Origin of the sequence: Bizionia argentinensis JUB59, from assembly GCF_000224335.1 — a bacterium.
GTDB classification, from domain to species: domain Bacteria; phylum Bacteroidota; class Bacteroidia; order Flavobacteriales; family Flavobacteriaceae; genus Algorimicrobium; species Algorimicrobium argentinense.
Genome location: NZ_AFXZ01000002.1, coordinates 34,726 through 59,775, shown reverse-complemented (window position 1 = coordinate 59,775; position 25,050 = coordinate 34,726). Strand labels below are relative to the sequence as shown.

At 33.4% G+C, this 25,050-nt stretch carries 21 protein-coding genes and 3 tRNA genes; 14 read left to right on the top strand and 10 right to left on the bottom strand.

Going from position 1 to position 25,050, the window contains the following annotated elements; translation table 11 throughout:
* Position 1: 1 nt before the first annotated feature.
* Positions 2-949: an MlaD family protein gene (locus BZARG_RS00400; RefSeq protein ID WP_008634434.1), complete on the bottom strand. Its 948-nt coding sequence runs from the start codon at positions 947-949 to the stop codon at positions 2-4.
* 55 nt (positions 950-1,004) lie between these two features.
* Entirely contained in the window at positions 1,005-2,129 is a 1,125-nt protein-coding gene (locus BZARG_RS00395; protein WP_040287858.1) for an N-acetylmuramoyl-L-alanine amidase family protein, read from the bottom strand.
* Between the two features lie 86 nt (positions 2,130-2,215).
* On the opposite strand from BZARG_RS00395, the gene BZARG_RS00390 reads away from it, so the two are divergent.
* Complete coding sequence (locus BZARG_RS00390) at positions 2,216-4,966, top strand: putative LPS assembly protein LptD (RefSeq protein WP_008634485.1); 2,751 nt, start codon at positions 2,216-2,218, stop codon at positions 4,964-4,966.
* Positions 4,967-4,992: 26 nt separating this feature from the next.
* Positions 4,993-5,373 (top strand): Rid family detoxifying hydrolase, encoded by a 381-nt coding sequence (locus tag BZARG_RS00385; protein ID WP_008634268.1) that lies wholly within the window; start codon positions 4,993-4,995, stop codon positions 5,371-5,373.
* Between the two features lie 71 nt (positions 5,374-5,444).
* Here BZARG_RS00385 and BZARG_RS00380 read toward each other — a convergent pair whose 3' ends face one another.
* The 5 genes from BZARG_RS00380 to BZARG_RS00360 form a co-directional block, all read right to left on the bottom strand.
* Positions 5,445-5,819, bottom strand: coding sequence for a methylglyoxal synthase (locus BZARG_RS00380; protein ID WP_008634221.1), 375 nt, complete (start codon positions 5,817-5,819; stop codon positions 5,445-5,447).
* Positions 5,819-6,685: an N-acetylglucosamine kinase-like protein gene (locus BZARG_RS00375; protein ID WP_008634477.1), complete on the bottom strand. Its 867-nt coding sequence runs from the start codon at positions 6,683-6,685 to the stop codon at positions 5,819-5,821. The genes BZARG_RS00380 and BZARG_RS00375 overlap by 1 nt, the downstream gene beginning before the upstream one ends.
* Before the next feature lie 75 nt (positions 6,686-6,760).
* A complete protein-coding gene (gene gap, locus BZARG_RS00370) occupies positions 6,761-7,762 on the bottom strand; it encodes a type I glyceraldehyde-3-phosphate dehydrogenase (RefSeq protein ID WP_040287857.1) in 1,002 nt (333 codons plus the stop codon).
* Between the two features lie 26 nt (positions 7,763-7,788).
* Positions 7,789-8,775, bottom strand: coding sequence for a 6-phosphofructokinase (gene pfkA / locus BZARG_RS00365; RefSeq protein ID WP_008634552.1), 987 nt, complete (start codon positions 8,773-8,775; stop codon positions 7,789-7,791).
* A 159-nt stretch (positions 8,776-8,934) separates the two neighbouring features.
* Entirely contained in the window at positions 8,935-13,320 is a 4,386-nt protein-coding gene (locus tag BZARG_RS00360) for a translocation/assembly module TamB domain-containing protein (RefSeq protein ID WP_008634233.1), read from the bottom strand.
* Between the two features lie 127 nt (positions 13,321-13,447).
* Here BZARG_RS00360 and tsaD point away from each other — a divergent pair, with 127 nt between their 5' ends.
* The 12 genes from tsaD (at position 13,448) to BZARG_RS00300 (ending at position 21,475) form a co-directional block, all read left to right on the top strand.
* Positions 13,448-14,470, top strand: a complete 1,023-nt coding sequence (tsaD, locus tag BZARG_RS00355; protein ID WP_008634426.1) for a tRNA (adenosine(37)-N6)-threonylcarbamoyltransferase complex transferase subunit TsaD — start codon at positions 13,448-13,450, stop codon at positions 14,468-14,470.
* Positions 14,471-14,558: 88 nt separating this feature from the next.
* The gene (locus BZARG_RS15130; RefSeq protein ID WP_008634236.1) at positions 14,559-15,179 is read left to right on the top strand and encodes a peptidylprolyl isomerase; all 621 of its coding nucleotides are present in this window, start codon (positions 14,559-14,561) and stop codon (positions 15,177-15,179) included.
* A 2-nt stretch (positions 15,180-15,181) separates the two neighbouring features.
* Positions 15,182-15,886: a 16S rRNA (uracil(1498)-N(3))-methyltransferase gene (locus tag BZARG_RS00345; protein WP_008634441.1), complete on the top strand. Its 705-nt coding sequence runs from the start codon at positions 15,182-15,184 to the stop codon at positions 15,884-15,886.
* Between the two features lie 2 nt (positions 15,887-15,888).
* Positions 15,889-16,530, top strand: a complete 642-nt coding sequence (locus BZARG_RS00340; protein ID WP_008634534.1) for a DUF4159 domain-containing protein — start codon at positions 15,889-15,891, stop codon at positions 16,528-16,530.
* 8 nt (positions 16,531-16,538) lie between these two features.
* Complete coding sequence (locus BZARG_RS00335; protein ID WP_008634633.1) at positions 16,539-17,045, top strand: TrmH family RNA methyltransferase; 507 nt, start codon at positions 16,539-16,541, stop codon at positions 17,043-17,045.
* 38 nt (positions 17,046-17,083) lie between these two features.
* Positions 17,084-18,172 (top strand): AI-2E family transporter, encoded by a 1,089-nt coding sequence (locus BZARG_RS00330; protein ID WP_008634192.1) that lies wholly within the window; start codon positions 17,084-17,086, stop codon positions 18,170-18,172.
* A 3-nt stretch (positions 18,173-18,175) separates the two neighbouring features.
* Positions 18,176-19,375 carry a THUMP-like domain-containing protein gene (locus BZARG_RS00325; protein WP_008634430.1) on the top strand — a complete coding sequence of 400 codons (1,200 nt, stop codon included), beginning with the start codon at positions 18,176-18,178 and terminating at the stop codon, positions 19,373-19,375.
* Between the two features lie 18 nt (positions 19,376-19,393).
* Positions 19,394-20,059 (top strand): HAD family hydrolase, encoded by a 666-nt coding sequence (locus BZARG_RS00320; protein WP_008634750.1) that lies wholly within the window; start codon positions 19,394-19,396, stop codon positions 20,057-20,059.
* Between the two features lie 139 nt (positions 20,060-20,198).
* Positions 20,199-20,286, top strand: a tRNA-Ser gene (locus tag BZARG_RS00315).
* Between the two features lie 78 nt (positions 20,287-20,364).
* Positions 20,365-20,439 (top strand) — tRNA-Pro (locus BZARG_RS00310).
* 18 nt (positions 20,440-20,457) lie between these two features.
* Positions 20,458-20,531: transfer RNA gene (locus BZARG_RS00305), tRNA-Arg, on the top strand.
* A gap of 104 nt (positions 20,532-20,635) precedes the next feature.
* On the top strand, positions 20,636-21,475 hold the full coding sequence (locus BZARG_RS00300; protein WP_008634327.1) for a phospholipase A: 840 nt from the start codon (positions 20,636-20,638) through the stop codon (positions 21,473-21,475).
* Positions 21,476-21,789: 314 nt separating this feature from the next.
* Here BZARG_RS00300 and BZARG_RS00295 read toward each other — a convergent pair whose 3' ends face one another.
* The 3 genes from BZARG_RS00295 to BZARG_RS00285 all read right to left on the bottom strand — a co-directional run bounded on the left by BZARG_RS00295 (position 21,790) and on the right by BZARG_RS00285 (position 24,864).
* Positions 21,790-22,302, bottom strand: coding sequence for a DUF3124 domain-containing protein (locus BZARG_RS00295; RefSeq protein ID WP_040287855.1), 513 nt, complete (start codon positions 22,300-22,302; stop codon positions 21,790-21,792).
* Positions 22,303-22,552: 250 nt separating this feature from the next.
* Entirely contained in the window at positions 22,553-23,647 is a 1,095-nt protein-coding gene (locus BZARG_RS00290) for a transporter substrate-binding domain-containing protein (protein WP_008634302.1), read from the bottom strand.
* Between the two features lie 170 nt (positions 23,648-23,817).
* On the bottom strand, positions 23,818-24,864 hold the full coding sequence (locus BZARG_RS00285; protein ID WP_008634653.1) for a flavin monoamine oxidase family protein: 1,047 nt from the start codon (positions 24,862-24,864) through the stop codon (positions 23,818-23,820).
* Between the last annotated feature and the right edge of the window lie 186 nt (positions 24,865-25,050).

Genomic DNA, 25,050 nt, shown 5'->3' with positions numbered 1-25,050 from the left:
TTTATTCTCTTTCGTCTTCCGGCTTTTCGAAATCTTTTTTATTCTTTCCTCCAAAAACAGATACGTTTACGTAACGCTTTGGATTAAGTTTTACATCTTGTAACAATTCTCTTAATTGCATGGATGCAATTTCCAGATTCGTATATAGCTTATCGTCTTTTAGTAATTTACCCATGGTACCTTGACCGTTTTCTAAATCGGCCAATAAACTATTCACGTTGGCTAATGTATTGTCTAAATTACCCAAAGTTTTCGAAAGATCTGCTTTTTTCAAATCATTTGTTACAACGGCTAGATTACCACTTATAGAATCGAAATTACGAATAACATTTGATAACCCAGCTTCATTGCTACGAACCAAGGTGTTAAAGGAGTCTGATAAACCTCTAAACGATTTAATTGTTGCATTTAATTCAGCGATGGCACTTTTTAAACCTTGATCTGATTCGTCTCTAAGAATTGAATTCAGACCAATAAGCGTTGTATCTGCCGATTTTAATGTAGATCCTAAATCTGTGCTAATTTCCGAAAAATTCCCTGTAAGCTTTTCAACCAGTCCCATTTCAACTTCTGAAACTAACTTATCGCCATCTACAGCCATTGCACCATCATTAGCTGGTATAATTGCAAGCGCATTATCGCCTAACAAACCTGAAGAATACAAACGAACTTTACTGTTTTTAGAAAACTCTAATTCATTTTTAACAGTAAAAGCAACCAATGTTTTACTGGTTTCTGGTATGTATTTTATAGACTTTATTTGACCTATATTATTACCCTTAATAGTTACTGCAGAGGACGCCACCAAAGCATTGTAATCAAATTCAGTATAATAAGTATTTGCGCCATCAAAAAGACTGACTCCTTTTAAATAGTTGATTCCAAAAACTAGAAATACTATTCCAGCTAGCACCAAAATGGCCGTTTTTACTTCTTTTGATATTTTCAAAGTGATATTATTTAATTATTAAACAAAATTAGAAATAAATTTATAAAGAAACGCTTTAATTTGAAGATGATTTTAAGACCTCATTTAAGGGTACTTGCAAGTCATTTTTAAAAGCCACAATAAAGCAACCTTCATAACCACCGGTGTCTGCTTCATTTTTAAAACGTACTGCTTCACTATAATCAGAAGTGGCACCATAATAATACTTATAAAGATTCTCTGCTTGCAACCTAGAAATAGGATCTAGACTTTTAAAATTATAAGATTTTGGCAGAATTTTTCTTGAACTAGCGGCAATTTGAACTTTAAAAGTTATGCCTTCATAAACTTCAGGAGACCTCTGTGTATTATCAGTAGCAATAGCTTCATTGAGAACATCCGGATGAAAGAAATCGCCAACATTTTGATCTAAATTATCTTTATAATTCAATATGGCATCTTTAATAGCTGAAGCCATTTCAGCTTGACCCTTATTAGAATTCAAATAAAGTCCTTCCGGTTTATATGTTAAAAAGCCCGTTTCAATTAAAACACTCGGCATATAAGTATTATGAAGCACCCAAAATCCTGCTTGTTTAACACCCCGACTTTTACGCTTAAGTTTTCCTGTGAAATTATTTTCTATAAAACTTGCTAATTGAATACTTTGATCTAAGTACTCTTCCTGCATTAAGGTTAAACCAATTAGCGATTCTGGCGAATTTGGATCAAAACCTTCATAATGTTTTTCGTAATCATCCTCTAGGAAAATAACCTCGTTTTCCTTTTTTGCAACATTAAAATTCTGCTCATTGGCATGTAAACCAAGAACATAAGTCTCTGTTCCATAAGCTGAGTTAGTAAAAGCATTGCAATGTACAGACACAAACAAATCGGCATCTGCCCTATTGGCAATAGCAGCCCGTTCTCGAAGCTTTATGAATACATCCGTTTTTCGCGTGTAAATAACTTTAATGTTTTTGTTTTTCTCGAGCTCCTTACCCACTTCTAAAACAATATTTAATGCAATTGTTTTTTCTTTGTAACCACTTCCTAAATTACCAGGATCATGTCCACCATGACCGGCATCTAGCACCACTACAAACTTATCTGATTTACCTTGAGCAAAGGCAGACCCCATAGAAGATACTGTTAAAATTAAGGTGAAAAGTAAGAAACTTATATAGACATTCGTTTTCATAAAGAATATAACAACTTTTTAGTTCGTTTATTTTAATTTTGGATATTTCTCAAATTTTAATTTAATCACAAAAAATATATGTAGTTTTGGGAATTCAAAAACCGAGCCATACTTTTACAAAAATACATTTAAAAGCGTTGCGTACAAACAACTTTCACATACTTTTTGCCTTAAGTTTCACAGTGTTTATAAACACTTTTGGCTTCAGCCAAGACTTGCCTAAAACTGGAATTAATCTCGAGTCTACTAAAGACGGAGATAGCTTAAATGTAAGCATTGGCGACAAAATAAAGCCTATAACTTCAGAAAAAGGCCAAGACAGTACACTTACCGATACTGTAAAACCGAAAAAAGAGACCCTTACTGGACCGCTTAAATACAAGGCTACCGATTACCAAACCTTTAATAATAAGGAACAAAAAACGTACCTATATAATGAAGCCGAAGTCTATTATGAGGATATAGAGTTAAAGGCCGGAATTATTATCATAGATTATAATACCAATACTGTCTTTGCCAAAGGTATTATGGATTCTACGGGAGTTTACACCCAAGCGCCTATTTTTAAACAAGCAGATAATGAAATTAAACCCGATTCTATAAAGTTTAATACCAAAAGCGAAAAGGCCTTAATTTACAATTCAAATACGGAGCAAGGAGATATTAAAATTTATGCACCTATTACAAAAAAGGTAAATGATTCGGTTATATTCCTATATAAAGGACGTTTTACTACTGCAAAAGATATTGAAAATCCAGAATACTACTTTCAATCCAGTAAAATAAAAGTTGTTCCTGGTGAAAAAATTGTTGTTGGCTTAACGAATATGGTTATTGCCGATGTTCCAACACCCTTGGGTTTACCTTTCGGTTTCTTTCCATTAACAAGTAAACAAACTTCTGGGGTTATTTTTCCAACTTTTGGTGAGGAAAGTAATCGTGGGTACTTTATTCAAAATGGTGGATATTATTTTGCCTTAAGCGACTATATGGATTTAGCGGTTTTAGGCGATTATTATACCAATGGTAGTTATGGTTTACGCATGGAAAGTGCTTATGCCAAAAGATATCGCTTTAATGGAAATTTAGGATTTCGCTATGAAAACTTAATTAATAGTGAACGCGGTTTTCCTGATTACGGTAAATCAAATATTTATAACATCCGTTGGTCGCATAGTCAAGATGCAAAAGCAAACCCATCTTCTCGATTTTCCGCATCTGTTAACTTAGGAAGTAGTAAATACTATCAAACCTCATTAAACCAAGTAAACGCGCCCAGCTTTTTAAATAATACACTGGCATCTTCCGTTTCTTATGCCAAAACGTTTCAAGGGGAGCCACAAGTAAATTTTAGCGCTACGGCAACACATTCGCAAAATACGAATACCGAAATGATAAACATGACATTGCCAACGGTGCAAGCCAGTGTAAGTCGTATTTATCCGTTTGCTCCTAAAGAGGGTATTAAAAAAGGTATTATTCAAAACATCAATTTTCAGTATAATGTTAGAGGAGAAAATAGAATTCAAACAACGGATTCCTTATTCTTTAAAAAGGAAATGTGGAACGATGCGAAAAGTGGCGTTAAACACAGTATTCCTTTAACAACAAACTTTAAAGTGTTTAAGCATTTAAGTGTTAGTGCAAGCACATCATACGATGAAACTTGGGTTTTTGAAACAGTAAGAAAATATTATGATACCGATGAGAATAAAACTATATCAGAACCTGTAAATAAATTTGATGCTTTTAGAACCTATAATTTTAGCACAAGTGTAGGAACTACTTTGTACGGTATGTTCGATTTTAGAAAAGATGGAAAGGATCGGAAAATTCAGCAAATTCGTCATGTAATGAGGCCATCCGTAAGCTATAATATCAATCCATCTTTTAGTAAATATTATGACACTTATGAAGTTGTAAGTGCTGATGGTTTAACAACTTCAGATATGGAGTACACACGTTTTGAGGGCGGCTTATTTGGTGCGCCTAACAATAGATATTCGAGCTCTATCGGCTTGAGTTTATCAAATAATATTGAAGCCAAAGTACGTGATAAAGACTCCACAGCAACCGAAGCTAAAAAAATTAAACTTCTAGATAACTTAAACTTTTCAACTGCATATAATGTAGCTGGTGATTCATTAAATTGGAGTCCGTTACGTATGTCTGGAAACACGCAATTTTTTAATAATCAGATGTCCGTAAACTTTGGAGCCACAATGGATCCATACGCATTAGACAATAATAATAACAAAATAGATAAATTTAATGTTAATAATGGCGGTAGTTTATTGCGGTTAACAAGTGCGAATGTAACGATGAGTTATTCGCTTTCTAGTTCCATTTTTGATGGTGGCGGAAATGATAAAAGTACCGAAGAAAACTTAAGAAGTGGTGGTCGTGCCGATGATTTATTTGGTCGTGCTCAAGATTTTTCTGATCAGAGTTATTACGACAAGAAAGACGATAAAGAACGAGAGAAAAGTAAGCTATACTCTAACAAAATCCCTTGGAACATTAGATTTGCATACGCTGTAAATTATGGTAATTCCAGACGGGAAAATGAAATATCATCTCATTCTCTTATGTTTTCTGGTGATGTTGAAATAGCACCGCAATGGACCGTTGGTGCATCCTCTGGTTACGATTTTAAAAATAATGGCTTTACGTATACACAACTACGGTTTGAACGCGACTTATTAAGTTGGCGGATGAACTTGAGCTGGGTACCATTTAGCTCACGAAGTTCGTGGTATTTCTTTATTGGAATCAAATCTAATATTTTGAAAGATATTAAATACGAAAAACGTAAACGACCTGATCAAAGGTTATAATTATAATATTAAATTCTGTTTTTATTATGAAGAAAATAATTAATACTGAACACGCTCCTGCTCCAATTGGACCTTATAACCAAGCTGTTTTAGTTGGCAATATGCTTTATACATCTGGACAAATTGCTATAAATCCGAAAACAAACGAATTGGTTTTAGAAACCATAGAATTGGAAACCGAGCAAGTTATGCAAAACATGAAAGCTGTTTTAGCAGCTGCTGATATGACTTTTGAAAACGTTATTAAATCGTCTATATTTATAAGTGACATGGAGAACTTTAGTAAAATAAATAGCGTTTATGCAACTTATTTTAATTCGGATACCGCTCCTGCTCGTGAAACCGTAGAGGTTGCAAATTTACCGAAATATGTGAATGTTGAGATCAGTATGATAGCTGTTAAGTAATTAGAAATTACGGCTAAACTATTAATAAGTACTTCAAATTCATAAACTTTACAAAATTTGATTTAAACGCTTTATTTTAAATATGATAATCCATTTATTAACAGTAAAGCAGTCGCGGGATTTGTAGCCAAAGGAACATCATGAACATCACACAAACGCATAAGCATAAGTACATCTGGCTCATGTGGATGTTTTGCTAAAGGATCTCGGAAAAACAACACCATTTCACATAACTCTTCAGCAACACGACCAGCAATTTGGGCATCGCCTCCTAATGGACCTGACAATAATTTCTTAACTTTAAAACCAGCGGCTTCCACTTTATTACCTGTCGTTCCCGTAGATACTAGTGTGATATGATCTTGATGAAAAAATGCTTTATGTTCATTTAAAAATTGAACCATTTCTGCTTTTTTTCCGTCATGTGCTATTATGGCTATTTCCATTATTCTTTTCTGTTTGTATGATAACTAACCAAGCCATCGATTGGACGTCTAATAATATTCCCTACTGAATACCCAAATTCTTGGGCAACTTCTATAATTTCTTCTTTTGAAAAATGCGCTATGGAACCGGAAAAATGTACAGGAACCGTTTTAATTTCGTCCTGAAATTGTAAAATCATAGTTTCAGAAAATAAGCGTAATCCCTTTTTAATTAATTCTTTTATATAGTCTGATGAATCCTTTTTTGCAAACATAAATTCCGCAAAACCTGCTAAATACGCATTGGGATTTGATTGTTTGTATAAATTATATTTAATAATATCGGTATCTAAATTGTATGTATCAGCAAAAGCTGATCGCAGTGTTTGTGGCATGCGTTTAAAATAGTAATCACGAATTAATTGTCTGCCATAGTAATTCCCTGAGGCGTCATCCATAATAGTATATCCTAAAGAATTTACCCGTTGATGAAGTACTTTGCCATCATAATAACTACAATTAGATCCTGTGCCCAAAATACAAACCACAGCAGCTTCCTTGGCTGTGCTTAATGTTGCACGAACGGCAGCAAAAGTATCCTCTTTAACTTCTATTTCAGCATTAATAAATATGGACTCTAGAACCTGCGTTAAAAGTAAGCGCGGTTCTTCTGTTCCACAGCCTGCTCCATAAAAATGAATCTGCTTAACGTCTAGTTTATGCTTATTTAAATCTACATGACTAATAATAATTTCAGATAATTCAGTTTTACTTAAAATTGCTGGATTTAAGCCTTTGGTTCTCATTTTACCCAAAAGATACTCTCCTTTTTTATTTACTGAAATCCAGTCGCATTTAGTAGAACCACTATCAACAATTAATATCATAAGGTATAAGAATAAAACAAATCCGAAGCTTATAATTATAAACTATAAGCCTGCGGATTTAAATGTAGATTGTAATTATAAGCTATTTATATGTTCTGCCAACTCTACTAATTTATAAGAATAGGCATATTCATTATCATACCAACCTACCAATTTGAAAAAATTAGAATTCAATTCAATAGACGCATCTGCATCAAAAACACAAATATTTGTTTCACCAACAAAATCTTGGGAAACAACAGCATCTTCAGTATATCCAACAATACCTTTATAATCACCCTCAGATGCCAATTTAAAAACTTTTTTAATTTCTTCTAAAGACGTTTCTTTTTTAGTTCGCACAGTTAAGTCAACCACAGAAACATCTGCTGTTGGCACTCTAAACGCCATACCTGTTAACTTACCATCTAATTCAGGAATCACTATTCCAACTGCTTTTGCTGCACCTGTAGTTGTTGGAATAATATTATTCATGGCAGAACGTCCTATGCGATAGTTTTTAGCACTTGGTGCATCTACCGTACTTTGAGATGATGTTGCCGCATGAACCGTTGTCATTAATCCTTCTTCAAAACCAAAATTATCATTTATAATTTTAGCCATTGGTGCTAAACAATTTGTAGTACATGATGCATTAGAGACAATAGTGTCAGAAGCTTTAGCATCTTTATGATTTACGCCCATTACAAACATAGGTGCATCTTTACTTGGTGCGGAAATAATCACTTTTTTGGCGCCAGCTTCAATATGTCCTTTCGCTGAATCAATAGTTTTAAAAATCCCGGTACAATCTGCAATTACAGTTGCTCCAACTTCATCCCATTTTAAGTTTTTAGGATCACGTTCGGCTGTTACACGAACTGTTTTTCCATTAACCACCAAGTGGCCATTTTCAACTTCAACCGTACCATCAAAACGTCCGTGAACAGAATCGTATTTTAACAAATATGCTAAATGCTCTACATCTAATAAATCATTAATTGCAACAACTTCAACATTTGGTCTGCTTATAGTCGCCCTAAAAACAATACGTCCTACTCTTCCAAACCCGTTTATTCCTAATTTCATTTTCGACATTTTTATTTTTTATTAATACTTATTATTTAGGTGGTCATTATATCAGACACACGCAATAATTCTTTATTTATTTCTGATTTGCCTTTTACGGCTTTTTCTAATGGTGTTAAAGTAATTTTATTATCTAAAATCCCCACCATATAATTACTTTTTCCTTCTAGAAGTGTTTCCACAGCTTTTACACCCATTCTACTAGCCAAAACACGATCGAAACAAGAGGGAGATCCACCGCGTTGCATATGCCCTAAAACCGACACACGTACTTCATATTCTTCCATATTAGCTTCCACATAATCTTTTAGTTCGAAAACATTTTTGCCAATTTTATCGCCTTCAGCTACAACCACAATACTGGATGATTTTCCTGATTTCTTACTACGTCTTAAAGATTCCAAAAGGCGTTCTAAACCTAAATCCTCTTCTGGAATTAATATTTCTTCTGCCCCTGCTCCAACACCAGCATTTAATGCAATATGGCCCACATCGCGACCCATAACTTCAACAAAAAACAAGCGTTTATGTGAACTAGCCGTGTCTCTAATTTTATCAATTACTTCTACAACAGTATTAATAGCTGTGTCAAAGCCCAATGTAAAATTGGTTCCAAAAATATCATTATCAATAGTTCCTGGGATACCGATTACTGGGAAATTAAAGGCTTTATTAAATACTAAACCACCATTAAAACTACCATCACCACCAATAATTACCAAAGCTTCTATGCCTTCCTTTTTTAAATTATTATATGCTTTCTGTTGACCTTCTTCTGTTCTAAAATCTTGGCATCTAGCCGATTTAAGCATCGTGCCTCCTGTATGAATAATGTTGTTTACAGCACGGGCAGAAAGGGATTTAAAATCAGCTTCTATTAAACCTTCAAAACCTCTATAAATACCTACACATTCTACCTCATGATATGCACACGTTCTGACTACAGAGCGAATAGCGGCATTCATTCCTGGCGCATCGCCTCCCGATGTTAAAACACCTATTTTACTGATTTTTTTCAACATATTTATCACTTAATATAAGTAAATCTAATAAACAATTCCCACATAATATAAGCAATTGCAATAAAATATGGCCAGGCGTAAAACCTAGATATTTTGCTAACAATGGTTTTAAAATTAGGTATATAATCTACTCACTACGAGTCAAATTTAAGATACGATTTAATCTTCTTCTTCTTTCTTGAAACCTAAATAACTTGGTAGATTTTTAGCATTTTCTTCAGCTTCTTTTGCTTCTTCAACTTCTTTAGCTTTTTCTTCTTCGTACTCTTGTTTGCCTTTGAAAATAATCTGAATCAACTCACTAAATGTATCAAAATCCACATTCCATGCAATACCAACACCTTGAGTATAGCCAATTTCTTCACCAAAGTTTCGGATATTATTTTCTCTATTAAATACTTTAGCTGTAAGTGTGCCTTCATCATTTAATAGAAAATCTATTTGAACATCGCCAGCAATTACGGTTTCGCTAACACCACCAACTGGCACACCCACTTTTCCATTAATTAAAATACGATCGCTTATATTGGTTTGCAACGTAACACCCAGTCTATCATCGGTTTGATAATCTGGTGTGTTTTCGCCAGCCTCAAAATTCACGCCAATATTAACTTTATTATCCGTGGTGGAAAAGAAACCATTAATTATACCATTTAAACGTTCCGTTACAGTTCCTGTAATATTTATATCATTTAATCGGTTAGAAAATGCACCTGTTGCCAATAAATATAACGCTTGGTTATCTTTGTCTTCCTTGGAATCTAAACGGTAATTTAACTCGGATCGCACTGTTGAATTTACCGTGGGAAACTCAAACTCAAATTCAATATTTGGCTTTTCCAATGGGCCATTTAAATTGGTCATGACATGAACAGGAATACTCCTATTAATTGGATTATCTAATAGTGGTGAAGGATTTGCTTGTGTTTTATAAATAGCATTAATATTTACTTGAGCCGTAAACGGATCGCCTTCCCAAGCTAACGTTCCACCTGGTTCTACTATAAATTTCTTTTGAACAATACCGCCAAACATAAAATTATAAACTCCTTGAAACACCGCGAAATCCCCATAAATATTGAATTTCCCATTGGTATTAATATCAATTAGTAAACCACCTACACCACTACCCTTAATAGTACTTCCAGAAATTTCATCTATCACAATTTCTATTTCGGCATCTTGGGTAATATCTAGTTCAAAATCCAGTTTTAACCCTGATATATTTTGAGTACGAACTTCTTCTCCTTTAGATTTCGCTAACTTTTCTTCCGGAGTTAAAAAATGAATAAAGGAGTTGTCACCAAAGGTTGCAGAGTCTGTTAACGGAATAACAAAGCTTGTTCCGGCTTTAGTTTCGCCAACAACACTTATTACCAAGTCGTCTGTAGGTCCTTTTAAACTGGCAATACCGCCAATAAATCCAGTACCATAATAAGGTGCGTTTTCGGTTTCTTCCTGTGTATCTAAAACTAATAGTCGCTGTGTATTAATATCAATATCCAACCCCCAATCCGAGAAGTTAACATGATTAATAGCGCCATTTAAAATTCCCTTGGAATTATATTTCGTATCCGTTATGCGGATATTATTAAAAATGAAACTCTGATTATCAAGCGTGACGGATGATTTATTAGCAAAATCGAAATCTACATTTAAATATGGCACAGTTAGTCCGCCATTATTTAATACTAAATCGCCATTAAGTTCAGGTTTTCTTAAGCTACCTTCTACTTTGGCAATACCATTAATATCTCCACGAATATTAGATAAAACGCCATCCAAAAATGGATTTAAAGGTGAAAGATTAAAATTATTTAAATTTAGATTTAAATTAATAGTCGAGACATCTGCGGCGACATCAATAATACCGATTGCTGAAAAAGATTCGCTAGAATCATCTTTAATTTTAGCATAAACCGAGTAATTGGTTAATGATTCATTGCCTCGAATTTGCGCATCAAATGATCCTAGAACGAGATTATTTATAGCCAAATCGTCTATAGATATATTAGAATCCGGCAAGTATTGTCCATTTTGCTGGAATAGATCCAATTTGCCATTAACATTTCCGCGTAAATCTAAATTAGCAATATCGGGTGTGATTTTAGCTAAATCGACATCCTTGAAGTTCAACTTAATATCTTTATATGTGGAGTCTCGTAATTCTCCAACCAATCTAATTTGTTCGTCGTTATGACTCACCAAAAAGGAGTCTATTTTAACATTTCTGAATTTATTGTCAAAAACCAGTCTGTTGTTACTATTTCTATTCTCATTAACAATCCACTTATTTCCCTTAAAAGTAGCATCTGAGCGACTAAAACCAACTACCGATTTATTATCCTTATTAATAGTATGGTAAAAGCTTAAATTATAAACATCGCTATTATTTTTTCCCCCATTGAATTCCGATCTTATAAATAAGGTATCCTTTAAGGTAACATTAATAAGGTTAAATTTAGAAATATTATAGAAGTTGGTATTAATACTATCAACTTCTACATAAGTATTAAAAAGTGGATTTTTATTATCGACTTGCACCGAAATTTGATCAGCAAAATAATCGAACAACTTAATTTTAGGCGATTTAAAGGTGACTTTAAATTCGTCCTCTTGGCTTTCCACATGCCCACGAATATATGTGTTGGTCCCTAACTCAATATCGGGAACAAAAACTTCAACTATTTTATTATAAATATTAAAATTAAAATCGATGTATTGACTCTCCATCACCTTATAAGGTATGTAATTTGCATAAATACTACCCAAAGCATTTTCGAATAACTTGCTAATATCCTCAAATAAAAACACACCGCTTAATTGTCCCGTGATGATGTCTGGAGAATTGACATTAATAAAGCGAACGTCATCTTGAAATGTTGATGTTATCTCAAAATCGTCAAAAAAGTACGTGTCATGTTCATTTTTATAGGAAGTATCGAGAAACTGTAAATTACCGATGGCGTTGTTTAGCGATGTTCCAGAAACCTTCATGATAACCGAGCCTTTAAAAATAGATAAGGTATCATTTTTAACAAAATTCATGGCTTTTAAATTAGCATAGCTAACATCGGCAACAAAATCGAATTCATTAATATCACTTGAAAAATCTGCTAATCCGTTAAAGTCTAGTTTTAAGTTATCATCATTGGATATAATTTTTCCATCGTAAATATTATTTCCTACTTTTCCTGAAACCTCAATATTATTATATTCATAGCCGTTGTAATTCACAGAATACACGTCACCTAAAAGCTTGGTATCTAAACTTTTTAATGTAAAACCTTTTCCATTAACATTAAAGTTTAAAGAGGTTTTTCCCCAATTTGGATTTTCTATAAACGCACCAATATTAAACTCTTTAAAAACAACTTTCCCTTTATAAGTGGCATTATCCACATCGCTAAAGGTTTTCATTTCTAAATTGGAGTCTATATAACCTAATTCCGTTTGTATCTGTAGATTTGCTTTAATATTAGTGGTTGTAATTTCCGATTTTCCAACAATGGTAAAACGACCCAACCTATCAAAAGCTGATGGAATGGCGTTTCCTAAAACGTTTGGAAGCAAGGCTTTTAAATCTTTATAATTAGAAGACAGGTTGGTAAAATCTCCATTCATATAAAAATTACCGTCTTCTTTATTAAACAAGTTTTTAAAATGTAAATCACCATAAATACGACTACCGCTTGTATTTAACTTCAAATTATTAAGGTACATATCGTTCAAAGTACCTGTAATTCTAGTACTAAAAGTAGCATGTTGATTTATACCAAACTCATCATAAAAAGTGTTTAATTCATTTAAAGCAATATCTGCTTCGGTAAAGTGCGCATCTACTTGAACTTTATCCGTAAAAAACTGTAAATCTTCCCGATTGTATTTAAATTTTACATCGCCCTTTAAAACGGAGCTTTCCGTTTTAATATCTAAATTTTCAAGTGAAATTTGCTCTTTAGTATAGGAGAAGTTGGTGACTAAATTCTTCATTTTAAGGCCACGACTATCATCAAATGCCAAAGTATTTATACGCGCACTAACATTTGGACCGTTAATAACAAGATTTGTTGCATTGGTATAAATATTAGTGAATTCGAGAATTTTTGGCGTTTCATTATTTTCATTTATCATTTTGAAAATCCCTTGCCTAATTGTCACATCACTGGAGGACATAAAAAACGTACTCTCCTTATCATCCTTAAGATCAGAATCAAAACGCGCCACAAACACATCTAAATTCGTATCGGTTTCACCTTTATAGGTGACGAGATTAAAAATAACAGTTTCCAAATCAATATCACCAAAAACTAATTTGCCGTTATAAAGGTTTTTAAAACTTAGAATAGATGTATTTAACTCTTGAGCACTTATTAATGTATCTTTTTTAAAATCGCGGATAAGCACACCTTTAAGTTCCACATCTCCATTAATTTGCAATCCAATTCTTTCAATATTAATATTGGTTTTAAATTCCGAATTAAGACGATTGGTTACATGTTTTGCAATACCTGTCTGAACAATGGGAATAGACAATAATAACATCAAAATAATGAGCAGCAGCAAGATGGTTGCAACTAATCGAGCGAGTATTTTGAAAAATTTTTTGATACGTTTTTAAAGTTATAACTTTGGTGTCAAAATTAACAATTATTATGCCCAAATATTAGAAATGACTACAGAAAAAATTTACATATTAGGAATTGAGTCTTCTTGCGATGATACGGCGGCTTCCGTGATGTTAAACGGTCGTATTTTAAGCAATATTGTGGCGAGTCAGAAAATACATGAAGAATATGGTGGCGTAGTTCCCGAATTGGCGTCTAGAGCGCACCAGCAAAACATTGTTCCTGTTGTAGATCAAGCTTTAAAAAAAGCAGGTATTAGCAAAAATCAATTGCATGCGGTAGCCTTTACTAGAGGTCCAGGTTTAATGGGCTCACTTTTAGTGGGAACCTCCTTTGCCAAATCATTAGCTTATGGATTGGATATTCCTTTAATTGATGTAAATCACATGCAAGCGCATATTCTAGCTCATTTTATTGAAGAAGCTGATTTTGTGAAACCACCTTTCCCTTTTTTAGCGATGACAATTTCTGGTGGTCACACGCAAATTGTAAAGGTTTCTAGTTATTTCGATTTAGAAGTCATTGGGGAAACAATTGATGATGCTGTTGGTGAAGCTTTTGATAAAAGTGGAAAAATTTTAGGATTAGGGTATCCTGCGGGTCCTGAAATTGACAGGCGCGCTAAATTAGGAAATCCGAAAGCGTTTAAATTTACTAAACCGAAAGTAGGTGGACTTAATTTCAGTTTCTCTGGACTAAAAACTGGCATTTTATACTTTATTCAGCGTGAAACAAAGGTAAATCCTAATTTTATTGAAGAAAACATTAATGATATCTGTGCTTCTATTCAATATACGATTATCGGGATTTTAATTGATAAATTGAAATTAGCGACCAAAGAAACTGGTATTACTCATATTGCTATTGGCGGTGGCGTTTCGGCAAATACAGGAATTCGACAAGCATTAAAAGATGGTGAACAAAAATTTGGCTGGACCACCTACGTCCCTAAATTTGAATACACTACAGATAATGCCGCCATGATTGCTATTGTAGGCTATCTAAAATATTTAGAAGGACATTTTAGCGAACAAACTATTAGCGCTTCACCTCGATTAAAAATTTAATAAAGCTAGTTAATAATTTATTTCCTTTATTTTAATCTACACCAAATATATTTTTTGTTGTTTTGTCTTCTAAACTAACCCCCAAGTTATGCATAAACTACTTTTTGTTCTATTTTTTGTTACCAGCGCTCTAAACGCTCAAGAATCTGTAATACCTGATTTTGAAACTATTACCAATTTGGAAGAGGCTGAAATATATTTAACAGCCAATCCTAAAAAAGGCAATACGTTTATTACATTTAATGAAGATAATCACAAATCTGGATTAGCACGTGATTTATTTAGCAATGGTTATGCAACCGTTGATGGACAATTTGAAAAAACCCGATATAAAGTGGTCGATCGTTTTAAAACTATGCATTATCGTGCCAGTTATATTTTTATTGATGGAAATAAAATAGAAGCTAAAGCTGCCGAAGAATTAATTAAAGTCATTACCAAAAAATATAAAAACGGCATTCCGTTTAGTAAGTTAGCCAAGGAGTACTCCATGGATAATAATGCTAGTAGAAACGGTGATACTGGTTGGTTTTCCCAAGGAAGCATACATCCTGATTTGGAAAAAGTGATTATTAATGTACCTACTAGTCAACGCGATTTATTTGCTTTTGAACTTAAAGAAAAGTCCTGGTATTATTTAGTATTAAATTCACATGAACCAAAAGAAATTAAAGAAATTAAGGTCATTAAAATAGTCGAAAAAAAATAACTATGCAGCTGTTTTACAATCCGCATATTTCTGAAGCAACCGAAAGTTTCACTTTTGATAAAGAGGAAAGCCGACATATTATAAAAGTGCTTCGAAAGAGCGTGGGCGATTTACTCCAAATCACCAATGGAAAAGGCTGGCTTTTTACAGCTGAAATAACTATGGATGCGATTAAAAAATGCGAGGCGAAAATCGTTGAAAAAGAACAGCAAAAACCATTTGATTACAATTTACACATAGCGGTGGCGCCAACAAAAATGAACGATCGTTTTGAGTGGTTTTTAGAAAAAGCTACCGAAATTGGAATTACCACTATTACGCCCATTATTTGCGATCATAGTGAACGTAAAGTTATTAAGTTGGATCGTTTTGAAAAAATTGTCCAGTCGGCTATGAAACAATCTTTACAATCCTACTTACCAACACTGAATGATGCGATTCCTTTTTCTGAATTTATTAAACGCGATTTTGAAGGACAAACCTTAATTGCACACTGTGAAGAACAGGATAAAAAATCATTAAAAGACTGCATTAAATCTAAAACGTCTGTTACAATTTTAATAGGTCCAGAAGGCGATTTCAGTGTTAAAGAGATAGAAAGTGCCATTAAAAACAAGTTTATTCCTGTAACTTTGGGTGAAACCAGATTGCGAACTGAAACCGCAGCAATTGTTGCTTGCCACAGCGTCGCTTTTATTAATGAATAACCATGAAGTACATTTTTACGTTTCTTTCACTTCTAATTAGCTGTACTTTTTACGCACAAGAAATTGCCGTTTTAAAATACAAAGGGGGAGGTGATTGGTATAGCAACCCTACTTCTCTTCCCAATCTTATTCGTTTTTGTAATACAAATATCAATACTAAAATAAACGAAAAACCCGAAACAGTTGAAACTGGAAGTATTGATATTTTTCAATACCCATTTATTCATATGACGGGCCATGGGAATGTATATTTTGACGAAGAAGATTCTGAAAATTTAAGAAACTATCTTCTTTCAGGTGGCTTTTTACATATTGATGATAATTACGGAATGAAACCTTATCTTACGGAAGCTTTAAAAAGTGTGTTTCCAAATTCAGAAATGGTAGAATTACCTGCAACCCACCCTATTTTTAATAACGTTTATAAATTCCCAGAAGGCTTACCTAAAATTCATGAACACGACGGTTTGCGTCCGCAAGCCTTTGGTATTTTCCATAAGAGCAGACTGGTTTTATTATTTACATATGAAAGCGATTTGGGCAATGGATGGGAAGACGAAGTTGTACATAACGATCCACCAGAAGTGCGTGAAAAAGCTTTGAAAATGGGCGCTAATATTATAAAATACGTTTTTGAAAACTAGCCATAATTATGCAATTAACTCATTACACGACCAAATTTACACCCCACACCTTCCCTATTACTATAGTTTGCGATAATATTACGAATGCACCCAATATTGGTAGTATTTTTAGAACAGCGGATGCTTTTGGAATTGAAAAATTAATTTTCTGTGGAAGTGATATGGAGTTTGGCAGAAAATCGGCTAAAACATCACGCGCTACGGAAAAATATGTTTCTCATGAATTTAACGAGAACATATTAGAAACCGTTACCGCTATAAAAGCTTCGGGCTATTATATGGTTGCGCTAGAAATAACCGAAGAAAGTCAGTCAATTAATAAGATCGTTTTTCCAATAAATCAACCCATCGCTTTAATTGTGGGTGCCGAGAATTTCGGGATTTCAGAAACTATTTTAGAATTAGCAGATGCCGTTATTCATATTAATATGTATGGACAAAATAGCAGCATGAATGTCGTACAGGCTACCAATATTTGTCTTTATGAAATGACTAAACAACTTCTTCAGAAATAATTAGAAGCCATTTCTAATTCAATCAGTATATTTGCCGCATGAATTCTAAAGAACTTTCAAACGGTATTTTAAGAGCACTTGCTATTGCTTTAGGTATAGCAATTCTGCTATATTTTATATTCAAAATTCAATCTGTTATTGTTTATATCGCCATTTCGGTGGTAATTTCATTAACAGGCCGACCAATTGTAAGGTTTTTAAGAGATCGTTTAAAATTTAACAACCTCGTTGCTGTTGCTGTTACTATGGTAATATTGCTAGGCTTCATAGCTGGTTTGGTGGGACTATTTATTCCTCTTCTTGTAGAGCAAGGACAAAACTTATCACTTTTAAATATTGATTCGCTGCAAGGTTCTATCCAGAATTTATACAATCAGGCTGCTTCACATTTTAATATGAATGATCTTCATGTACAAGAAACTTTAAAAGAATCTGGTTTATTTTCAACTATTAATTTCGCACTTATTCCAGAGCTTTTAAACGCCATCTTTAGTGGTCTTGGGAGTTTTAGTATTGGTCTTTTTTCGGTGTTATTTATTTCATTTTTCTTTCTAAAAGACAGCAAACTTTTTGAAAACAGCTTATTGGCACTAATTCCTGATAATAAAATTAATCGCGTTAAAAAATCGATTGACAAAATTAAAAATTTACTTTCCCGCTATTTTGTTGGTCTAGTTTTTCAAATTACAGTACTTTTTGTTATTTACACCACGGGATTATTAATTGTTGGTGTTCAAAATGCCGTAGTTATTGCTTTTCTGTGCGCTTTAATTAACCTAATTCCTTATTTAGGACCTGTTATTGGCGGCTTAATTATGATATTATTAACCATGACTAGCAATTTAGACGCTAGTTTTAGCGACGTTATACTACCTGAAACCTTATATGTCCTTATCGTGATTTCTGTTGGACAGTTAATAGATAATTTTTTCAGTCAACCAATCATTTTCTCAAGAAGTGTTAAGTCACATCCACTGGAAATATTTTTAGTTATTATTATTGCGGGCCTATTATTTGGCATTGTGGGAATGGTTGTGGCCATTCCGGCTTACACAGCGATAAAGGTTATTCTGAAAGAATTTCTATCGGATAATAAAATCGTTCAGAGTTTAACGAAGAATATATAAGTATTGGTGAATTCAGCTATTCTACATACCGAAAATCAAGATTTTATTGATGCGCATTTAAATACTGATAGCACGCAGTTATTATTTGGTAAAAGCCCAGCAGAATCTGTAACCATAAAGGCGCTGGTGGAACAAATTGAAGCTAAAGAACGCTGCAGAAACAAACTACCAACTTGGTTTAAAACACCTTTAATATATTATCCCAACAAGCTAAATATTGAGCAAACTTCTTCAGAAATAACGGCGAAATATAAAGCTTCTATAGTCTTTGGTGCTACTATTTTAGATGTCACTGGTGGTTTTGGCGTCGATAGTTTTTATTTTTCTAAAAACTTTAAACAGGTTGTTCATTGTGAGATAAATTCAGATTTATCTGCAATCGTTTCACATAATTTTAAGCAATTAGAAGTCCATAATATCCAAACGGTTTTGGATGATGGCATTTCATATTTAATTAATGGGAAAACAAATTATGATTGGGTTTATATAGATCCGTCCCGACGTCATGACAGTAAAGGAAAAGTTTTTTTCTTATCAGACTGTTTGCCAAATGTTCCAAAGCATTTAAATAGCTTATTTAGGCATACTAATAATATACTGATTAAAACATCGCCATTGTTAGATATATCATCAGGTATTCAGGAGTTAGAAGCTGTAAAAGCAATTCACATAGTTGCGCTTAACAATGAGGTTAAAGAATTATTGTGGGTTTTAGAAAAAGATTATAATGGTTCCATTGCAATAAAAACCATTAATTTAGATAAGGACAACGACCAAGTTTTCAATTTTAATTTAAACGAAGAATCTTTAGCGCAAGCTACTTATAGTTTACCGCAAAAATTTTTGTACGAACCTAATGCGGCTATTTTAAAATCGGGAGCTTTTAATCTATTATCGAAAGAATTAAAAATTGATAAATTACATCAGCATACCCATCTTTATACAAGCATGGCGTTAATCGGTTTTCCAGGACGATCTTTTGAAATTATCGAAATTGCGGCATACAGTAAAAAAGTATTTAAGAAACTAGGAATACCTAAAGCTAATATTACCACGCGAAATTTCCCAGAGTCGGTAGCAAGCATTCGCAAGAAATTAAAAATAGCCGATGGTGGCGAGACTTATATATTTTTTGTGACTAATATTCAGAACGAACGGATAGCAATTATTTGTAAGAAAACATTTAAAAGTTTTACAAGCTAAATTATAAAATAAAAAACAATGTTAAAAGCAGTATTATTTGATATGGACGGTGTAATTGTAGATACCGAGCCATTACATTATAAAGCCTACTACGGCATGTTTAACGCGCTTAATTTAGATGTAAGCGAGCAGCATTATCAATCATTCACTGGTCAATCTACCATAAATGTTTGTAGACAGCTCTGTAGTCATTTTGAATTAAAAAATGCACCTGAAGAATTAGTACAGATTAAGCGTAATATATTTAAAGGCTTATTTGTTTCTGATGAAAGCTTAAAACTTATTGATGGTGTTTTAGAGCTTATCCAAGATTATCATAAGAATAATGTGACACTTATTTTGGCTTCTTCGGCATCCATGCAAACTATTGAAAGTGTTTTTAATCGTTTTGAATTAGACCAATATTTTAAAGCGAAATTAAGTGGTGCAGATTTAAAAGCATCCAAACCACATCCTGAAATATTTTTGAAGGCAGCTGAAACATCCGGTTATAAAAAAGAGCATTGTTTGGTGATTGAAGATTCCACAAACGGAATAAAAGCCGCCCATGCTGCAGGTATATTTTGTGTCGGTTATAAGAGTTTTCATTCCAAAAACCAGAATTATGAGTTGGCGAATTTGGTTATTGATGATTTTAATAGTATTTCCTATCAGCATGCTAAAAACCTCTTATCAACTCACTAATAAGCTGTTATTGATATAAAAATTTGGCAAGAAATAAAAACAATGATTTTCACATAAAATAGTTTCAGAAATAGTTGCGTTCTTTATAAATGATACTTACATTTGCAACCGCATTTCAAGGAATGTTCTTATAAATATTGGAGAGGTGCCTGAGTGGCCGAAAGGAGCGGTTTGCTAAATCGTCGTACCCCAAAAGGGTACCCAGGGTTCGAATCCCTGTCTCTCCGCAATTTTTTAGATAACCGTTTTTCGGAGTGTATCTTCTCGACTTGTACGAGATTAATTTCACAAAGAAAAAAAAGTATCGGGGTGTAGCGTAGCCCGGTTATCGCGCCGCGTTTGGGACGCGGAGGTCGCAGGTTCGAATCCTGCCACCCCGACAAATTACATAGAGTTACGGGCTCGTAGCTCAGCTGGATAGAGCACCTCCCTTCTAAGGAGGCGGTCACAGGTTCGAATCCTGTCGGGCTCACACAAGACTTCACTAGTAATAGTGGGGTTTTTTTGTTTTTGGGCATTAAATAAATTTTATAGATAATCAATACTTAAGAAGCTAGAGCTTTATATAAATTCATCATGAAACACCCTTTATTAATTGTTCTTTTACTAGTAACTTACCTTTCTTGTTCAAACCTTCACGCTCAAACCCAGACTCAAGAGGAGGTTAAAAAAGGCATTCAAGATATACCTTCCTTTTCCATACATAAGGACAACTATTTTATTACAGGAATACCTACCAATAAAGATATTAAATCGGAAACGGCAGACGTTAAATATCAAGTTAGCTTTAAGCAGATGGTTACTCGTGATGCACTACCATGGGAAACCTATCTTTTTATTACGTACACACAAAAGGCATTCTGGAACATTTATGAATTTTCCAGTCCATTTCAAGAAATAAATTACAACCCTACTATAGGATTGGCAAAGTTTATTTATAATAAAAATAACCATGTAAAAGGTTTAGCAACACTGATGTTTAATCATAACTCTAATGGTAGAGATAGCATTTTTTCTAGAAGTGTGAATAGTATAAATTTAAAATATTCTACAGCCATAAACCCAAAAACACTTATAACTGCAGAGCTATGGGCACCTTTTGGCTATAAAGAAGATAATCCTGACTTAATAGAATATATAGGCATTGCAGAAGTCACGGTTTCTCATGATTTTATACCTAATAAACTTATATTTGAAGCAAGTGTAAAAAGAGGAATGAAATGGGATTTACAAGGTTCAATAAGATCTCGATTATATTACAATCCGTTCAATTCAAAAAATCAATATTTCATGTTAGAGTGGTATGCAGGTCATGGTGAAAGTCTAATTGATTATGATCAATTTTCAAGTATGGTACGCCTGGGATATGTTATTAAAACTAATGAATTAGATTTCCTAAAGCCAAAGTTGAAATAAGCCTTTTAGAGAGAATTCAGGAGCTATAATAGAAATTAGAAGCTAGATACTGAATTTGTCAATAATTCGGAGCAAATCGCTTAAAAAGGGCTTAAACCGAGCCTCATCTGTTATAATATAGATTAATTATAGACTTCTAAATCAATTCTAATTGCTCTACTCCTATTTAAAATTTTTTAATTTTCTGACTTTTAAATTATAGATTATCTGCTAGTCATTATGATGAAATTTGTTGATTTTAGTAAATGAAATACATAAATTTAGGAGTGAATGCCTTATTGTAGATTAATTTATTCAATTTATAAGATTCCTGCTTAATTAATACGTTTGCCAGTTGTGGTAAATGACAACCCCTGCTGACCTAAAGTAGAATTCATAATTCCTTCAAATAACGGTTCTGATGCATCTTTATGTTTTTTCCATTCGAAAATAAAGTTAGATCCTGTTCCACCTTCTATATCCAATTCTCCAATAATAATTTCGGTAGTTTCCATTGGTGCTAAATAAATGGATTTATCAAAATACGTTCGGATTAGCTTGCCGTGTGCATCATAATATTTAGCACTTAATACGTATATAGTATCAGTGTCACTCGTGTTCCGTAAACTAGCCATGGCTGTTAAATTATGGGTTTTGTGTTGGGACATGCTATAGATTTGCGAATAAATAGACAAATATGTCTTCCCCGACTCTAGAGAATCCTTAAGATTTATGTCGATGCTTCTCTTATTCCAATTTTCGGCATGATATTTAACGTGGTCTGTCGATTCTTTACAAGACACCAAACAAACAAAACTTAAAAGTGCATAATTAAAAAATCGCAACATAGTGAAAAGTATAAATGATTAAGCAATATACAAATAGCATTTTTATTCTTTCCTTAAAACTGCTTACCATTTCTGATAAGGCATTTGTGAAATATTGGTTATTATTTTTAAACATTCACGATAACAATTTGTCGTAGTGTGATTTGCTTTAAAACTCAATATGGATTATTAAAATCGATACATTTAAAATAGGTTTGGATTGAAAACTCTCAAATTGTGCTAATAAACTAAATTCCTTAGTTTATTTTAACTACTCATCCTTCTGAATATAAGTATGAATAATTTCTTCCGTAATTTGATTTTCAGCTAACTCCAATAAAGTTCTATTAACATCTAAAATAAGCTGCGAGTTAAAGTTAAATGCAAATCCATAACCCTGCTTGTAATATTCCGCTTTACTAATATACAAGTTGTCTTTGTCGTTTTCTTTTAAAAAGTACAATAACTGTGGACGATCGTAAACGACGGCGTCTACATCTCCATTTTCCAGCTTTTCAATAGCCTCTTCTAAATTATTAACACTAACAACTTTTGCTTTGGCTTTTCGCAAAAAATTCTCTGCTGGAGAACCTAAAATCGTGGCAGCTTTTCTATTAGATAATTGCTCGAAATTGGAAATAGTTGTCGATCCAATATTCGATAAGGTTAAAGTACTAGCAATTCCTGCAACCATAGATGTGGCGAAAATAATGGAAATAATCATCCATGATCCTGCTATAATTCTACCCGCTAAAGTTATAGGAGCTTTATCGCCATAACCCGTTGTACTCATAGTTACGATGGCTAACCACATCCCTGTTCCAATACCATGAAGTGGATCATGTGGAAACTGGTCTGGTGATTTTTTGCGTTCCGCTAACCAAAGAAAGGTTCCAACAATTGCCAAAATGACTAAAAAGACGAAGACTGCTAATAATAATTTGATACTAAAAAGTGGTTTAATTTTCGACCACAGACTATTATCACCTTGTTTGGAGATAATAGAGATACTCGAATTATAAAAAGGTTGCGAAAACCGCATGGTTTCCAAACGTTTGGCTGTAATGCTAACGGGGCCAACTACTAAATCGACATCACCTCTATTTAAAGCGCGCGTTGCTTCATCTACAGTTTCAAAGGCTATGTATTCGTAGCTCCAGGATTTCTTCTTTGCAATTTTATCCCAAATTTCGACAGATATTCCGGAATCAGATTCTCCAAAAACGAACGGTTCACTACCAGCAACCCCGACTCGTAAGGTTCCTGTTGGCTGTTCAACTGATTCAGTTTGCGCCAAAACAGAATTATTAAAGAGTATAAAGGTTAAAAATAAAAAGAGAGATTTAGATAAAAACTTAAGTATCATATTGTATTACAGGTGATTATAAAGTTGTATTTAATTACGTTTGGATAAAAAATTAGGTTCAAATTACTTCAAACGCACCACATTAGTTGATAAGATAAAAATTTTTAAGGATATAGAAATAATTATTTACAGTAAATCTTGAAAATAAAGTTAATCCTTCTGCTTATTCTCTATTTATATTTAGCAGCTATTTTTTTAGCGGTTTCATTCCCTGAAAACACAGCGCCATCCATATATCCAGGGAATTCTAAAGCGGATTCGGCACTAGAAATAAACATTTTATTGTCATAAAACGATTTACTGAAAATGGGATTTCCATTATTTTGATGCGGGAATATAAACTTGTCCGAAGCTTCGAATGTATTTTCTTCTTGGCCCCAAACGCAATCTTCATAATCTAAAAAGTTGCCAGCTTTTTCGCCATAAGCATTTATTAACTGATTAATGACACGGCTGCGTCTCTCTTCGAAAGACAGATCCTTTAATGAAGCGCTTATAAAGCCACAGAGCGCGAATTTAGAGTTTTCGTGATTGCAATGATCATACAACTCTGTTATAGGTCCTGCATTGCTAAATAAGGCGCCAGATAAATTTTCGTGTTTCCAAAAAGGTATATTAAAAGTCATAGCTACTTTTATGGAATCTTCCATCCATGTATGTGTTTGTTGCGCTGTCTCCATTAAATTAAGTGGTAACTCCGGCATAAACAAGATTTTTTTACTCCATAATTTTGGTGGAATTGCTAGGACTACAGAATCACAATCAAATATCTTTTCCGCAACTAATTGAACACCATTTTTGCGGAATTTTATTTCTTTGACCCTCTGATTAAGCAAAACATCGGTTTCATCTAATTGCTTATACAACGTACTGATAAGATTGGATGTTCCACCCGAAATTCTATAACTCGGAGATTGACTAGGGATTTGCACCAATTGTACTGGCGCACTTGCAGTAGGTTGATAAAATACAGAACCATCCATGTATTGCGTAAAGTATTCAATACTTAATTCGTCTAAAAGTGCTAAAAGATTTTTATGAGGACTTTGAAACCAAGTAGCCCCCATTTCAACCGGTGTATTATTTGTTCCATATACTGTATTTATTCTTCCACCTACTCTATTTCTTGCTTCTAGAATTTTAAAAGGTATTCCTTCTTTTTTTAACCGATAAGCCGTTAAGAGTCCTGATAAGCCAGCGCCAATTATTATAACCATCTTGCAAAATTACTAAAGTGAGGAGCAAATTAGCCCAGTTTCGTTTTATAAAGTTTAATAATCACGTTCTTGCTAGATTTAAACTGTAAGTAAAACTCTCGTTTATACATTAATATAACCAACATTATATATAGGTCTAATAAGCATTTATCATTTATTTCCTAAATTATTTTTACGTCAATTTTA

Coding starts and splice junctions, on each gene's coding strand:
- BZARG_RS00395 (WP_040287858.1), bottom strand. CDS start 2,129: ATGAAAACGAATGTCTATATAAGTTTCTTACTTTTCACCTTAATTTTA.
- BZARG_RS00385 (WP_008634268.1), top strand. CDS start 4,993: ATGAAGAAAATAATTAATACTGAACACGCTCCTGCTCCAATTGGACCT.
- BZARG_RS00380 (WP_008634221.1), bottom strand. CDS start 5,819: ATGGAAATAGCCATAATAGCACATGACGGAAAAAAAGCAGAAATGGTT.
- BZARG_RS00375 (WP_008634477.1), bottom strand. CDS start 6,685: ATGATATTAATTGTTGATAGTGGTTCTACTAAATGCGACTGGATTTCA.
- gap (WP_040287857.1), bottom strand. CDS start 7,762: ATGTCGAAAATGAAATTAGGAATAAACGGGTTTGGAAGAGTAGGACGT.
- pfkA (WP_008634552.1), bottom strand. CDS start 8,775: ATGTTGAAAAAAATCAGTAAAATAGGTGTTTTAACATCGGGAGGCGAT.
- BZARG_RS00360 (WP_008634233.1), bottom strand. CDS start 13,320: ATGTTATTATTGTCTATTCCCATTGTTCAGACAGGTATTGCAAAACAT.
- tsaD (WP_008634426.1), top strand. CDS start 13,448: ATGACTACAGAAAAAATTTACATATTAGGAATTGAGTCTTCTTGCGAT.
- BZARG_RS15130 (WP_008634236.1), top strand. CDS start 14,559: ATGCATAAACTACTTTTTGTTCTATTTTTTGTTACCAGCGCTCTAAAC.
- BZARG_RS00345 (WP_008634441.1), top strand. CDS start 15,182: ATGCAGCTGTTTTACAATCCGCATATTTCTGAAGCAACCGAAAGTTTC.
- BZARG_RS00340 (WP_008634534.1), top strand. CDS start 15,889: ATGAAGTACATTTTTACGTTTCTTTCACTTCTAATTAGCTGTACTTTT.
- BZARG_RS00335 (WP_008634633.1), top strand. CDS start 16,539: ATGCAATTAACTCATTACACGACCAAATTTACACCCCACACCTTCCCT.
- BZARG_RS00330 (WP_008634192.1), top strand. CDS start 17,084: ATGAATTCTAAAGAACTTTCAAACGGTATTTTAAGAGCACTTGCTATT.
- BZARG_RS00320 (WP_008634750.1), top strand. CDS start 19,394: ATGTTAAAAGCAGTATTATTTGATATGGACGGTGTAATTGTAGATACC.
- BZARG_RS00300 (WP_008634327.1), top strand. CDS start 20,636: ATGAAACACCCTTTATTAATTGTTCTTTTACTAGTAACTTACCTTTCT.
- BZARG_RS00295 (WP_040287855.1), bottom strand. CDS start 22,302: ATGTTGCGATTTTTTAATTATGCACTTTTAAGTTTTGTTTGTTTGGTG.
- BZARG_RS00290 (WP_008634302.1), bottom strand. CDS start 23,647: ATGATACTTAAGTTTTTATCTAAATCTCTCTTTTTATTTTTAACCTTT.
- BZARG_RS00285 (WP_008634653.1), bottom strand. CDS start 24,864: ATGGTTATAATAATTGGCGCTGGCTTATCAGGACTCTTAACGGCTTAT.